The 13,301-nt window shown below is 68.3% G+C and carries 12 protein-coding genes; 6 read left to right on the top strand and 6 right to left on the bottom strand.

Going from position 1 to position 13,301, the window contains the following annotated elements; translation table 11 throughout:
• Nucleotides 1–4: 4 nt before the first annotated feature.
• Complete coding sequence (locus tag ABB07_RS03640) at nucleotides 5–409, top strand: PaaI family thioesterase (protein ID WP_208897202.1); 405 nt, start codon at nucleotides 5–7, stop codon at nucleotides 407–409.
• Nucleotides 402–1,079, top strand: coding sequence for a TetR/AcrR family transcriptional regulator (locus ABB07_RS03635; RefSeq protein WP_208897200.1), 678 nt, complete (start codon nucleotides 402–404; stop codon nucleotides 1,077–1,079). The genes ABB07_RS03640 and ABB07_RS03635 overlap by 8 nt, the downstream gene beginning before the upstream one ends.
• A gap of 351 nt (nucleotides 1,080–1,430) precedes the next feature.
• Here ABB07_RS03635 and ABB07_RS03630 read toward each other — a convergent pair whose 3' ends face one another.
• The 5 genes from ABB07_RS03630 to ABB07_RS03610 form a co-directional block, all read right to left on the bottom strand.
• Complete coding sequence (locus ABB07_RS03630) at nucleotides 1,431–1,865, bottom strand: septal ring lytic transglycosylase RlpA family protein (protein ID WP_244189205.1); 435 nt, start codon at nucleotides 1,863–1,865, stop codon at nucleotides 1,431–1,433.
• 70 nt (nucleotides 1,866–1,935) lie between these two features.
• Nucleotides 1,936–2,763, bottom strand: coding sequence for a glycoside hydrolase family protein (locus ABB07_RS03625; RefSeq protein WP_208897198.1), 828 nt, complete (start codon nucleotides 2,761–2,763; stop codon nucleotides 1,936–1,938).
• A 128-nt stretch (nucleotides 2,764–2,891) separates the two neighbouring features.
• Nucleotides 2,892–3,611, bottom strand: coding sequence for a chitinase (locus ABB07_RS03620; RefSeq protein ID WP_208897197.1), 720 nt, complete (start codon nucleotides 3,609–3,611; stop codon nucleotides 2,892–2,894).
• Between the two features lie 602 nt (nucleotides 3,612–4,213).
• Nucleotides 4,214–5,029, bottom strand: a complete 816-nt coding sequence (locus tag ABB07_RS03615) for a thaumatin family protein (protein ID WP_208897196.1) — start codon at nucleotides 5,027–5,029, stop codon at nucleotides 4,214–4,216.
• Nucleotides 5,030–5,055: 26 nt separating this feature from the next.
• Nucleotides 5,056–6,255, bottom strand: coding sequence for a beta-1,3-glucanase family protein (locus tag ABB07_RS03610; RefSeq protein WP_208897195.1), 1,200 nt, complete (start codon nucleotides 6,253–6,255; stop codon nucleotides 5,056–5,058).
• A gap of 318 nt (nucleotides 6,256–6,573) precedes the next feature.
• Between ABB07_RS03610 and ABB07_RS03605 the strand changes: the two genes are divergently transcribed.
• Complete coding sequence (locus tag ABB07_RS03605; protein WP_244189204.1) at nucleotides 6,574–7,824, top strand: ROK family transcriptional regulator; 1,251 nt, start codon at nucleotides 6,574–6,576, stop codon at nucleotides 7,822–7,824.
• Nucleotides 7,825–7,916: 92 nt separating this feature from the next.
• Here the strand turns inward: ABB07_RS03605 and ABB07_RS03600 are convergent, their stop codons facing one another.
• Nucleotides 7,917–9,440 carry a sulfatase family protein gene (locus ABB07_RS03600; protein WP_208897194.1) on the bottom strand — a complete coding sequence of 508 codons (1,524 nt, stop codon included), beginning with the start codon at nucleotides 9,438–9,440 and terminating at the stop codon, nucleotides 7,917–7,919.
• A gap of 192 nt (nucleotides 9,441–9,632) precedes the next feature.
• On the opposite strand from ABB07_RS03600, the gene ABB07_RS03595 reads away from it, so the two are divergent.
• From ABB07_RS03595 to ABB07_RS03585, 3 genes are all read left to right on the top strand, one after another.
• Nucleotides 9,633–10,475 (top strand): AraC family transcriptional regulator, encoded by an 843-nt coding sequence (locus ABB07_RS03595; RefSeq protein WP_244189727.1) that lies wholly within the window; start codon nucleotides 9,633–9,635, stop codon nucleotides 10,473–10,475.
• Nucleotides 10,476–10,723: 248 nt separating this feature from the next.
• Nucleotides 10,724–11,236, top strand: a complete 513-nt coding sequence (locus ABB07_RS03590) for a response regulator (protein ID WP_208897192.1) — start codon at nucleotides 10,724–10,726, stop codon at nucleotides 11,234–11,236.
• The gene (locus ABB07_RS03585) at nucleotides 11,233–12,756 is read left to right on the top strand and encodes a sensor histidine kinase (protein ID WP_208897191.1); all 1,524 of its coding nucleotides are present in this window, start codon (nucleotides 11,233–11,235) and stop codon (nucleotides 12,754–12,756) included. The genes ABB07_RS03590 and ABB07_RS03585 overlap by 4 nt, the downstream gene beginning before the upstream one ends.
• Nucleotides 12,757–13,301 lie beyond the last annotated feature (545 nt).

Genomic DNA, 13,301 nt, shown 5'->3' with positions numbered 1-13,301 from the left:
CGCGATGACCATCACCGCGCAAGACGTCTACACCTTGGCGCCGTTCGCCAGGACGCTCGGGATACGCTTCGGGGCCCTCGAGGCCGACGCTGTCACCGCGCAACTCGCCTACACGCCCGAGCAGTCCACCGTGGGCGCCGCGATGCACGGCGGGGCACTGATGGGGCTGGCCGATGTAGCCGGCGCCGTGTGCGCCACGCTGAACGGGACCGCCGACACCGTCCCCGCGACCATGGAATCCACCACCCACTTCCTGCGGCCCGTACACGGCACCGGCGCCTTCGCGACCTCCCGCCCGCTGCACGTCGGCAAGTCGACGGTCGCCGTGGAAATCGACATCAGGGATGACAAGGACCGGCTCTGCGTCCGCGTCACTCAACTCGTCGCCCTCCGGAAGCGCCATGACTGAGGGACCCGGCCACACCACGGCCGACGGCCGCGCCGGCACATCCGAAGGCCGCCGGCGCAGTCGCGCCAAGCGAGGCCACGGCGGCCGACTGAGGGACGAGCTCATCGAAGCGGCCGGCACGCTGCTCGACGACGCCGGCGAGGACGGCGTGACCATCCGTGCGGTGGCACAGGCTGTCGGGGTCAGCACCCCCTCGGTATATCTGCACTTCGACAACCGACTGGAACTGCTGCACACCGTGTGCCTCGGGGTCTGGGACGAGCTCGGCCGACGGATGCTGAGCATCAGCGCCCAGACCACCGACCCGTTCGCCGAACTCCACCAGCGCAGTGTCGCCTACATCAGGTTCGGGCTCGACCATCCCCTGCGCTACCGCCTGGTCGCGACCGGACCCGCGACAGCCGCCACTGAGCAGGTCGCCGACGCCTGCTTCCGGTTCCTGCGGGAAACGGTGCAGCGATGCGCCGACGCCGGCGTGCTCCACGGCGATGTGACGGCGCTGACCCGGACCATCTGCGCGTGTCTGCACGGTGCCGTCTCGTTGCTGATCCTCCAGCCGACCTCGAAATGGCCCGACGACATCGCCCAGTACGCAGAAGATGTCGCCACCCTCGCCTGCCAGGGCGCCGCCGCCCTCTCACGCGCGCACCATGGCCGCTACGAAACGTGAACTGTGCTGCCCTGGGCAACGCTCCGCTACGCCTCGCCCACGTACTCATCGGCCGACGCTTGGCGCAGCGGTCGGCGGCCGGCCTGAGCGTCATACCTGCTGACCTGCAGAAAGGAAGGCGGATCGGCACAGAAGGGTGCGCCATGACTGTGATCCTTGTGCCCCGCAGACCCCCATGGTGTTCGTCGAGCCGCGGGAGGAGCCCGCGGGTGACCGCCCCTACCGTTGGCTGCTCAAGAACCAGCTCCGGAGGCCGACCGATCGGCCGCCTCCGCCAAGCGCCCGCCCCCGAGCCCGGGGACGGGCGCCGCGCTGTTCGGGTGTTCCGTCAGCCGGACACCGCTGTGGAGGTCACCTCAGCACCTTCTGCCGGACGACGATGTGCCCGGCGTCGGGGTTGAGGCTGCCGCCGAGGCGGCGGAAGGCTCCGTCGGTCAGGTCCAGGCACAGGGGTGTCTGCTTCGTCCGCCGGAAGGTGCCCCGGTCGTTGATGCGCACGACCAGGGACTTGCCGTTGGCCACGTTGGTGACCTTCACTTTGGTGCCGAACGGCAGCTGGGGCCTGCGGGTCAGCGATGTCGCCGCGGTGTTCTTGCTGTTGTCGAAGACGTCGCCGTTGGACGTCTGGGTGCCGGCGGGTATCGGGCCGTAGTGCGACGCCCAGCACGTCCTCCTGTGGGCCTGCGCGGAGTCGGGGGCGGCCGAACTCGCCGGAGCGAGCACCACCGTCGCGGTCAGCGCGGCGACGCCGGTCGCGAGCGACAGTCGCAGGATCCGCTTCCTCATGTTTCTTGCCTCGTTTCCCTTGCAGTTGGATCCGGGTGGGAGTGAGTGGGTTCTGGGGCGCATGTTCCGTTCAGCCCGCCACGCGGTAGGCAGCGCCCACTCGGTTGGCCTTCGCGCCGTGGTAAAGACCGGTGCCGTCGCCGCGGTTCGTGGAGAGGGTGAACCACGCATACCGGTGGACGTAGGACAGGTTCTGGAGCATGGCCGTCGACTGCTTTACGAACGCGGCCTGCTGCGCCTTTGTCGGATAGCGCGGGGAGCCGGCGGAGAAATCGGTCAGCGCGTATTCGGTGAGCCAGATCGGCTTCTTGTAGCGCTGGTGCACGGCTTGGAGATAGCTGCGCAACTGTGCCGTCGCGCGCTGGGCGTTGAAGTCGGCGCCGTACCAGTGCAGGGGGATGAAATCGACCCGGTAGTGACGAGCGGCGGCACCCTTCATGAACCGGTCCAGCCAGCCACCGGCGACATCGCCTCCGGTGGCCACGGCGGGCGCGCCGAGCCGCATACCGGTCGACTGCAACCGGGGCCACAGGTCGAGTGCCTGACGTACCGACATGTGCGCCTGGTCCGGCCTGTCGGGCTCATTGAAGCCGAGCAACGTCCCGCCCTGCTTCTTGGCCCGGTCGAGTTCCCTCTCGGTCACCGAGCCCGCGTCGTGGATCATGGGTACGAATTCGACACCGCGCGGAGCCTTGATTCCCCCCTTGTCCGAGGACCAGGTGTAGAACCAACCGACCTTCGCATCAGCCAGTGCCTTGGTGACCCCCTGGAAGTTCCAGGCACTGATGCCCTTCTTCTTCACCGGGGCGGCGGAGACACCGGTATGGCTGCCGGACGCGAGCGCCGTGGATGTGCCGCCCGGACCACTGACCGCGAGTATCGCGGTCAGCACGAGCATCAGGGCCAGGGTGGGTAATTTTCGCATGACGTCTCCAAGTGGCTGACGGGCGCCGCGAGGCGCCGATCAGCGATGGGTGAATCAGCAATGCACGGAGAATGTCGACGTGCCGCCGCGGTCATGGGGCGTCAACAGCCGAGGTTTCCGCCCGTGCTGACGTGGAGCATCTTGGTGAACTTCTTGTACTTCGCGATCCGGTCGTGCACCTCGGCCGGGTTGCCGCCGTTGCACTCGACACCGCCGTTGATGCTGCGGATCGTCTCGCCGAAACCGCGGTTCTTGACCATCGCGTGGTGCGACGACATGGTGCCCGGGCCGGACTGGGTCATCCAGTACCAGAGCGCCAGCTCCCACGTCACGGTGGGGTTCTTCGCCGCGAGGTTCGGGTGGTGCAGCAGGTCGACGTGGAACGCGTCGCCGGCGGCCTTGTAGTTGTAGTTCCAGCTGATCTGGAGCGGGCCACGGCCGTGGTACGCGGACTGGCCGGCCGGGCAGCCGTACGGTTCGACGGCGCAATAGGTCGGCCAGGCGGCCTTGTTCTGCTCATTGATGTAGATCAGCCCGCTGGTCTCGTGGCTGACGTTCGCGAGGAATGCCGCGGCCTCACGCTTCCTGGTCTTGGCGTCGCCGGTGTGCGCGAACGCCGGGAAGGCCTTCATCGCCTTGACCAGGCCCTGGTAGCTGTAGACCTTCTTGTGCTTCGGGAACATCTTGTTGTACTGCGCCTTGCTGACGACGAAACCACCCCGGTGCTCCGCGGCCGACGCCGTGGTGGCGGTCAGATCGACCCCTGTAACGGCAATCAGTACGGCGGTGAGCACGGCGTAGACAGCGCGTGGCTTTCGCATGCCAAAACTCCTCGGAATAAAAGCGGGTCGCTCAAAGCGGGTTGCCCTGCGGGCATCCGGTGATGAACCTACCTGTCGAAGCCCGGAGACAATGGTCAGAAATTGCTGCGCAAGCGGCAGTTGTTGCTCGACGCGTGAGCGCAAGAACTGGCAGTCGCACAGCAGTAGTTCGCCAACCGGCTGTGATGAGCCGGCCCGTATTTTTCGAGGCGCACTGGGCCGTTTGCTCGACCTACTCTGCTGAAATTCGCGTCGCTACACAGAGGATTCCCATGACGAGCGTGAACCACAGCGCGGCAGCCGCATTGGCGGCACTCGGGGCAGGCACGGGCCATCACGATGGGAGCAGGCGTCAGCCCCTACACGCTGGCAGTGGTTGAGCCGCTCACCATTGCCCTCGGCAGCCGTACCGACGCAGCGGAAGGAGTGGAGATGACGCCCGGTCGGGGCGTTGAACCTGATGGCCTGCGCGCCCACGGTGCCGAAGACGGGTGAGGGCCCGGCGTCCAGCCCAGGGCGGACAGCGTGAGCGCACTCACGAGTGCTGCGGTGCGCCGTATGCGATGGGTTCCTCAACTGTTCGGATCGGCCGGGCGGGGCGACTACCAGAAGGTGACGACGAAGCCCTTGCACCGACTGCACTGGCGCATCGTCTTGTTGCCGGTCTCCGCGTCCTGCTTGGACCAGGCGTACGCCTTGGGGCAGTGCTTCTCGATGGCGTCGCTGTAGGCGCTCCGCGCGTCCCGGCTCGGGTTCACGCACAGCACCACCTTCCCGGAGGCGTTGCGCACCCGATCGTTCTTGGGGCAGTAACGGAGCAGGCTCTTCTTGCAGCCCTGCTTCGAGCACGAGCCGTTCGCGGTGACGTTCTCGGCGCCCCTGGGCGCAATGGTGATGGGCAGTGAGAACCCGTTGACATAGCTGACGTCGTACCAGGGGGCGTCGCGGTCCTTCATGTCAAAGTTGAACTCCGCCAGGCTGACCGGCTGTTCGCCCGTCACGCATCGCCGGGCGAACCTGCCGCAGTCGCCCACGGCGCAGTGGAACGTACTCCCGTCCCTGCCGGAACACCCCTGGCGGGCGAAGAACTTGCCACGCCAGTGATGGGGCGCGGTGTTCTCCGGGATCTTCACGGTCGCCGACTGCCCGGGGTTCAGCGTGGGCAGCGACTTCAGGCTCTTCGAATCGCCGTCGGGTTCTCCCTTGTTGACGGTGCTGCCGATCCAGAGCTTCTTGCCGGAGCGGTTGACGAACGTCACCGTGTGGGGGACTGCTGCTGCCGCACCGGTCTCGGGCGGGGCGGCGGTGGGCACGGCACGGAAATCGTCGGCCACGGCAGCGTGCACGGCACCGGCGGTCGCGGCGGCCGGCGCGAGACACAGGACGGCCGCGACAAGCAACTCACGGAACTTCTTCACTGGTACTCCCTCGACGGTCGCACGGTTCAGAACGCGGTCAGCGTCAGGTGCATGTGCCGGGGCCTGGCGTCCTGGATGTAGGAGGCCCAGCCGGCGACGTCGTCGAAGGCGAAGCCGTAGGCCTTGCCGTTGGTGGTCGCGGCGTGGATGGCCTTGGCGTAGTGGTTGGTGACGGCGGTGTCGTAGAAGGCGCCCGCGTGGGTTGTCGGCTGCTTGCTGTGGTTCACCAGTGTCGAACGGTTGAAGCCGGCGCCCAGGACGGCGGCCACGGGGCCGGTGATTCCGTCGTTGGGAGCGGCGAGTGCGCCGTCGCAGTACAGCACGTCGCGGGTGGAGGGCTTGGTGAAGGACACCGATGCGGGGCCGCTGAAGGTGAGCCTGTGGTCCCTCACCCGGCCGGTGAAGGTTCCGGCGTCCGTCCTGACGACGAGGTTCTTGTTCCGGTAGATGTGCCAGACCTTGTCGATGTAGGCGTCGAAGTAGTGCTGGGGGAACCGGCCGGCGTCGAGGCCGTGACTCGGGGCGATGATGCGCCGGTCGCCGACGACCAGGCGAGAGAAGTCCGGCTCGTTCTTCAAGGTGTGGAAGACCTGGGCACGGCCGCCGTCGCGCAGCCTGCCGGTGCTGTGGTCCTTCGTCCCGTTCAGCCGGATCATCATCGGCACACTGAACATGTCGACCATGGTGGTGTTGCAGAACATGCCGGACGCGTTGTGGGTGAACTCGACGAAGTCGTGCAGCACGGGGTAGTTGGGGTCGGACTCCACCCAGCCCGCGGGCTGCTGCAGGGCGACCTTGCCGTCCGCGCCCGTGACGGCCTTGAACTTCAGCTTGTGGCCCAGCGCGACGTAGATGCGACCGGACATGAACGGCAGCCGCAGCGTGGTCTTTCCCCGGGCGGCCAGGGGGATGGCGTAGTCGGTGAAGCCGCCCGCGTGGTTGTCGGAGAGCTTGACGGGTGCCAGGGTGCCGCGCCGGGTGACTCGCACCTGCCGGTCTCCCGCGGTGCCCACGATGTACAGGTGGACCGAACGGTTGGCGAACTCTCCGCTGTTGTTGAGGACCGTCAGCGGCAGCCCGTGGCCGGCCTCGGCGGCCAGGTCGCCGTCGGAGTCGGCGAAGGCGCGTGGGGCGGCGGAGACGATCGCGGATCCTGCTACGGCGGCAGCGGCCATCGAGCTGAGCAGGCTCCGCCGGGTGAACACGTAGGGGTCGGGCGGGGTCATGCAGGGGTTCCTCTCTCTTGCACCGTGCGGGACGGAGGACGGGCGGGAACGGGCGCGCACAGGGCACCCCTTGGGATCCGGCGGGAACGGCCACCGGCGAGAAGGGACGTTACGCAGCGTGAATTTTTCCGCCAAGTGGTGACAGAAATGACGTGCCGCGAAACGGTGAGGGGCGCGTCACAGTCGGCCGGTCAGCACACCGGAAGATCACAGAATTCGCACAAGAACGCCCTCTAGCTTCCTCGCGCCACAAGCGACGGACTCCCGTCCGTCCCAGCGCGTCACAGCTGTGATCACAGAGGGGACATACCTTCCGCGATGTCGACTGAGATGACACGGTCCTCCGCCTCGACCGCCGTACCGCGCCGACAGGACCCGCCGGCCCGGTCACGGGCAGGACATGAGGCCCTGGTGCTGCGTCTGCTGCGCGAACACGGGCCGCTGACGCGGGGACAGTTGGGGACCCTGTGCGGCCTGTCCCGCACCACGCTGTACGACGTCGTCGCGGCGCTCATGGACAACGGCACCGTCGTTGCCTCGGTACCGGAGACGGCCCGGCGCAAGCGGGGCCGCCCGGCGGAGTTACTGGCCCTCAACTCCGCGGCCGGACACGTGCTCGGCATCGAATTCGCGCGACGGGCCGTGCGGGTGGCCGCGATGGACGCGGGACACGAGATCGTCGGTACCGCGGGGGAGCCGCACGCTTCCGACACCCCGTGGCAGGACCGTGTCGACACCGCGTGGCGACTGGCGGACGCGCTGACGGGCGGGACACTGCGATCGGGCGCTCTGAACGGCATCGGCGTGGGGGTGTGCGGCCCGGCCGGCTCGCCGGACCGCCGCGCACGGCGGACGCCCCCGCACGACACCGTCGCCGCGCTGGTGCGCGAGCGCTTCGGAGTACCGGCGCTGATCGACAAGAGCACACGGCTGGCCGCGTTGGCCGAGACGGTCTGGGGTGCCGCCGCGGGTGAACAGAACGTGCTGTACCTGCGGTTGTCGCACGGCGTCGGCGGCGGCCTCGTGGTGGCCGGGGCACTGCACCGGGGCGCTCACGGCGCCTCCGGGGAGTTCGGCCACGTCTCCGTGGACCCGGACGGTGTGCGGTGCGCGTGCGGCGGAACCGGGTGCCTGGAGACGGTGGCCTCGGTCGGGGCCGTGCTGGACGCCTACCGCACCGCCGGGGGCGCAGCGGCGGATCTACCGGAGCTGGTGGCCGCGCTGGACTCGGGTGACCGGGCCGCGCACGCGGTTCTGGCACAGGCCGGCGCACACGCTGGGAGGGTGCTGGCGGATGTGTGCCATGCGGTGGGCCCGGACGTGATCGTCGTAGGCGGTGAGCTGGTGGAGGCCGGACCGGCCCTGATGGAGCCGATCAATCGCACGCTGAACACGACCGTGCTGCACGGCTCGTGCGGGCCGCTGCGGGTGCGTCCGGCCGGGCTCGGTGATTCCGGCGCAGCCCTCGGCGCCATCGCCCTGCTCCAGCAGCACATGAACCACGTGGTGCCCGGGCTGCGGGGGACAGCCCGGGCACCACGTGGTCCCTTGTCGCTCCTCTCGCGGTGAGAACTCGTCCTGACGCGGCCCGTCAAAGGCCGCTGCGTGAGGACGGGGTGACGCTCCCAGGTCACCTGATGACCTGGGAGCAGGAAGAAGGGCTACGGGTGTCCAGCGCTCCAGCAGCCGTCGCCACGGCAGTCCTTCAGGCGGGTCAGCGCAGCGTGCAGCTCAGCGAGGCGGGCCCTGCTCAAACGACCGACGATGTTGTGCAGCTCGTTGGGGTCGGTGCGCAGGTCGTAGTACTCCTTCGCACCACTGTCGTACTCGACGTAGGTGTAGGAAATCGTGCGCATGGCATGGTAGTTCGGCGGGCTGATGCTTTCCCCGCCGTGGTTGTCGGGGTCGTCCGGCGACTTCTTGGCGTGGCGGTGCTCGATGAGGTTGGCGGTGCGCCACTCGGCGTCCGGTCCGCCGTCCAGGAGCGGGAGCAGGCTGTGCCCGTCCACCCGGGACGGCACCGCGGCGCCGCCTATCTTCCGGAAGGTGGGCGCGAAGTCGATGTTCGACACCTGGGCGTTGCTGGTCCTGCCGGCCGCGACCCCCGGACCGGCGATCACCAACGGCACCCGGACGTCGGTGTCGAAGGCCGTCTGCTTCCCCGCCTTGAGCCGGTACTCACCCAAGTGGAAGCCGTTGTCGGAGCTGAAGACGATGTACGTGTCGTCGGCGACGCCGGCCCTGGCCAAGGTGTCGCGCAGCTTGCCCACCATCTTGTCGACCGCCTGGAGCGACTGCGCGCGCTTGCGGAACTTCTTGTCGATCGTGTCCTTCTCACTCTGGGTCAGCGGGTTCTGCCTCGCCAGCCACGGCGGGGCGCTGGTCGGCAGCCTGTCGAAGGCGGGGCCGTGCGGCGCCTTCAGACCGGGGAAGTCGTGCTTGTCCCGGCGGGCCGGGACGGACGGTCCGTGCGGTGTGAAGAGGGCGACCTCCAGCATGAACGGCTTGTGCGCCGCCGCGGATTTCCTGATGAACGACTGACCCTTCTCGCTCAGGACGTCGGTCAGGTAGTCCTTGGCCCTGTTGCCGTGCGGCTCGATCTTGTGGTTGTGGGCGAGCTTGTAGTTGTACCCCTTGTACCCGTCGCCGACGACGTCCCACTGGCTCCAGCCCGGCGGCACGTACGGCTGCTGTCCGTCGACGGTGGCCTTGGGGTCGTACCCGTTCAGGTACTTGCCCATCATCGCGGTCCGGTAGCCCTCGGCCTTCAGGGCCGTGGCGAAGGTGTCCCGCTCAAGGCCGTTCTTGTGGAAGGCGTCGAAACCGCCGTTCGGTCCGTCGTTGCCGAGGACTCCGGTGTTGTGGGGGTACTGGCCGGTGAAGATGGTCGAACGGGAGGGACAGCAGAGCGAGTTGCTGACCACGTAGTCGTTGAACGTCATGCCCTGGGACTGAAGTTTCTGCACCTGAGGCATGTACGGCAGGAGGTTGGAGGACATGTCGTCGGTGAGCACGAAGACGATGTTCGGTCGTTGCGCCGCGGCTGCGGCCGGCTGCGTGACGGAGGTCGTGGTCGGGGTGGTGACGGCGGCGCTGGTCGTCGCCGCACTCACTCCGCTCTGGGCGGCGAACACCAGCGCCGCCACGCCGACGATCCCTGTCAGTAATTGACGAGTGCGAATCATGCGAGCAGCGTGCCAGCGTGATTCCGCAACGGTCAATATCCGATTGGCCTCGGCGGAATTATTCCGAGTCCAGGCGAAATAATCCGGCACCGGACGCCTTGCGACCGCTTCCGTCGTGCCTGCATTCTCAATGCAGTGCGTATGCCGAGAGTCGGTGGGAACCGGCAGAGAGGAATCCGGGCGGCCTTGGAGGTGGTCAGCGGGATGGGCGCAGGAAGGTGGCGCTGCCTTCAGGTGTGGAAGCGAACGTTTCAAAAGGGCGTCCACACGCTCCATCTACCGTCTTCATCGGGAATCACACTGAACGCTCACCTGAGCGGTCGGATGGGAATCCGCGGGTACCTGGAAAGGGTTGAGAAAAAGGAGACGTTCCTGCTCCCCGACGACGTGTGCATCATCCCTCCGGGGCTCGGCCGGACGCTGATCGTCGCACCGAAGGGAGACGAGCCCGCGACGATCGCCTCCCTGACCGTCTCACTCGAGACGCTGCACCGGTTCATCGGCGAGGAGGACCTGCAGTCACGCGTTTCGCAGCTGCGGGACAGGTATCCGGCCATGCGGTTCGACCCGGTTCTCGCAGCGGTGGTGAAGGCGGTCGTGGCCGCGAACGAGGTCGGCGTGGACGACCTGTACGCGCAGTCCGCGGCGCAGTTCATCGCCGCCCATGTCCTTTCACCGCACATCGCAGGTGCGGCGAAGGCCGCCGGGACTCTGAATCCGCGGCAACTGGAGACGATTCTCACGTACATGCGGGAGAACCTCGGGCGACCCGTCTCGGTCGACGACCTCGCGTCCCTGGTCTCTTTCAGTCGCTTCCACTTCGTACGGTGTTTCAAGGCCACCACGGGTTCAACTCCGTATCGCTACCTCACCGAACTCCGGATCGACCTGGCTCGCGAATATCTGGAGAGCGGCAACGACACGGTCGCCCGCATAGGTCAGCGCTGCGGATTCTCCGGGCCCGAGCATTTCTCGCGGAGCTTTCGCCGAATCATGGGGTGCACGCCGTCCCAGTATCGGGCGACGCGTGCCTGAAGCCCCACGGAGCTCGACCGGTTACCAGGGAGTGCGTCCCAGGTGCAAAGGACTCCTAGGAACGGGCCTGTTCGCTGCGACGCTTCCGGCGCCATGTGGCGGCCGTCACGCGCCACCCATGGTTCAGCCCCGCACCGTCGCTGGGGACTACGGTCGGATGCTGTTCGGCCTGGAGTCCGGGGCCACACCTATGTGGTGATCGGACCCCTCCGGCAAGACTCGTTCAACGCGGCGAAACCGAGGTGTGCATGGCAGGCAAACCCAGGCGGACGCAGGTCGTCGACGACGACGCGGCCTCACGGCGGTTCCTGGAGCGAGGACCCAGGCTGAACGGATTCCCGGTGGCACTCGCCGACGGCGGTCACGCCGGTCCGGCAAAGGCCCGCACCGACCGCCCTGACCACAACGGCATCGACGTGTGCCGGGCTCCGCTCGCCGACCGCGACGACATGCCCGTGCCGATGCACTCCGCACCGGACGGCGTGGCCGACCTGGTGGCCGGTCCGCAGGAAGCCACGGACGAGAACTCGGGCACCGTCTTCACCCAGGAGCGGCCGCTGGACCAGGTGAAGCTTCCAGCTCGGCCCGGCCTACCGCGGAGCTACGACCTCCGGGTCCACGGCGCGGTGGACACCTGCCTCGACCATCCGCGAAGCGAGGCGAAAGCAGGCGGCCGGCCCCGGATCGCGCACACCCTGCGCGGAGCGGGCTTCGTCCCGCGCACGGAGGGCGAGGACCGGCACTCCCAGGACGCGTCGTGAAACTCTCCACCCGCATCGCGCTCGCGGTCGGCGCGAGTGTGCCCCTGCTGGTCCTCGCCTCCGGCTGGCTCCTGGTGCACCTGGTCACCGGCGACCTGCGCGCACACCAGGACGATCAGCTGCGTGCCCGCGCGACGGTCGTCGCCAAGAACGCCAAGTCCTACCTGGACGTCGCCGGGACCGACCACCCGCTCCTGGAACAGGTCCGGCGGCGGCGACTGGTCAACTCCGCGCGGGACGTGGGCGTCCGGCTGACCATACCGGGGGGCACGATCTCGGCGGGCCCGCAGCCCGACCCGTTCCCCACGCTGCCCCGCAGTGCCCCGGACCCGGTCACCGTGACCTGTGACGGCAGGGACTGGGTGGTCCTGTCGCTGCGCGTCGGCGCCGCGAAGGAGGGCACCACGCCGAATCTGTGGCTGCTGTCACCGGACACCACCGAGGACGAGCTGTCACTGGTCCGCCGACGTGTGCTGACCGGGGCGTTGCTGGCGGCGCCACTGGCCGGGGTCACCGCCTGGGCCATCGCCGCCCGGGCGGTTCTTCCGCTGCGGCGGCTGCAGCGGCGTACCAGCGGTCTCGACCCCCGGACGAACTCCACGCGCCTGGAACACACGCCGTCCCGTGTCGCCGAGGTCGACGACCTGGCGTGGACGGTGCAGACCGTGCTCGCCCGCTACGACGAACAGGTCGCACGCACAGGGGAAGCACTGGCCACCGCTCGCGCGTTCGCCGCGACCGCCTCCCACGAGTTGCGTACCCCCCTGATGAGCATGCGCGCCAACCTCGACATCCTCACCGACCATCCCGATCTCGACCCCGAGGAGCGGGTGGAGGTGCTCGGGGATCTCGGGCGCGAGCACGCCCGGCTGCTCGGGCTGCTGGTGATGCTGAAGGCACTCGCGCAGGGTGATCTGATCGAGGCGGACGCCTTCACGTCGCTGGATCTCGCGGAGCTCGTGGACGCGGCGGTCCGCGACCTGCGGCGTACACACCCCGACGCCGACGTTTCCGTGCATGCCGCCGCGGAGGTGCGCGTGCACGGCTGGGAGCAGGGCCTGCGCTCGGCGGTGGACAACCTGCTTGTCAATGCCTGGACCCACGCCCGTGCCGAAGACGGCGTCGCCCACATCGAAGTGACCCTGCGCTCGTCCAGCGATCCGCACCAGCCGGCCGCGGTGCTCACCGTGGACGACCACGGACCTGGCATCCCTCCCGAACGCCACGAGGAGATCTTCCAGCGATTCCGCCGGGGCCCGGACAGCCCCGGCTCCGGTCTCGGCCTGACCTTGGTCGCCCAGCAGGTCGCCCTGCACCGGGGCCGGATCACCGTGCAGGACCGTCCTGACCGCCGCCCGGGCACACGCTTCGAGGTACGGCTGCCGGCCGCCACCGTCCGGGACGTGGAGCACACCCTGCCACTACTGCACCGGGACTGGCTGACCAGTACTGCCGGCGATCCTCCGGATCCCGTTCGGACGGCCCCTGACAGGGCTTCGCCCGGCATCCCGCGACGATGAGGCCGTTGACATCATCACTGCCACGGACCGCGGAGTTCGGTCTCCTGCCGGCATCTCACCGCGATGGTTCCGAGGGCAGGCCATCAACAGCCGCGGCTGCTCCGAGTACGAGAAGAGGAGGTTCTTCGTCTGCTGGTGGTACACGCCTCACCCGCTTCTGACCTTCGGCAACGGACGAAATCGCCCGCTGCGGAGCCGAATTGGTGCGCACCTGGTCCGGATCTCGGTATGTGGTGCCAGCGGGGGAGCGGCCGAAGGCTGGGAGTGGATGTGGCTTGCGGACCGGTACTCGCCCGCCGGGCCGCGCCTTAGACTGCGACCGCTCCGAAATCTGACGATCTTTTGGAGGGTGTGCAGGATGAACCGAGCTCTCATGACCGCATTGGCGGCAGCAGCGTTGGTCGTGTCCGGGGGGAGCACCACCGCCTCCGCTTCCGATGCCCCACCGCGAACCACGCACGGTCCCTGCCAGTACACCCAGACCCCGGACGAGCCGGCGGCGCGGCCGGTTCCGCTGCCGCCCGACCCGCGGCACACCCCCAGTC

The organism is Streptomyces incarnatus (assembly GCF_001027185.1).
Classification (GTDB): domain Bacteria; phylum Actinomycetota; class Actinomycetes; order Streptomycetales; family Streptomycetaceae; genus Streptomyces; species Streptomyces puniciscabiei.
Note: the sequence above shows the minus strand (reverse complement) of the source record. Positions and strands in the feature narration are given on the sequence as shown.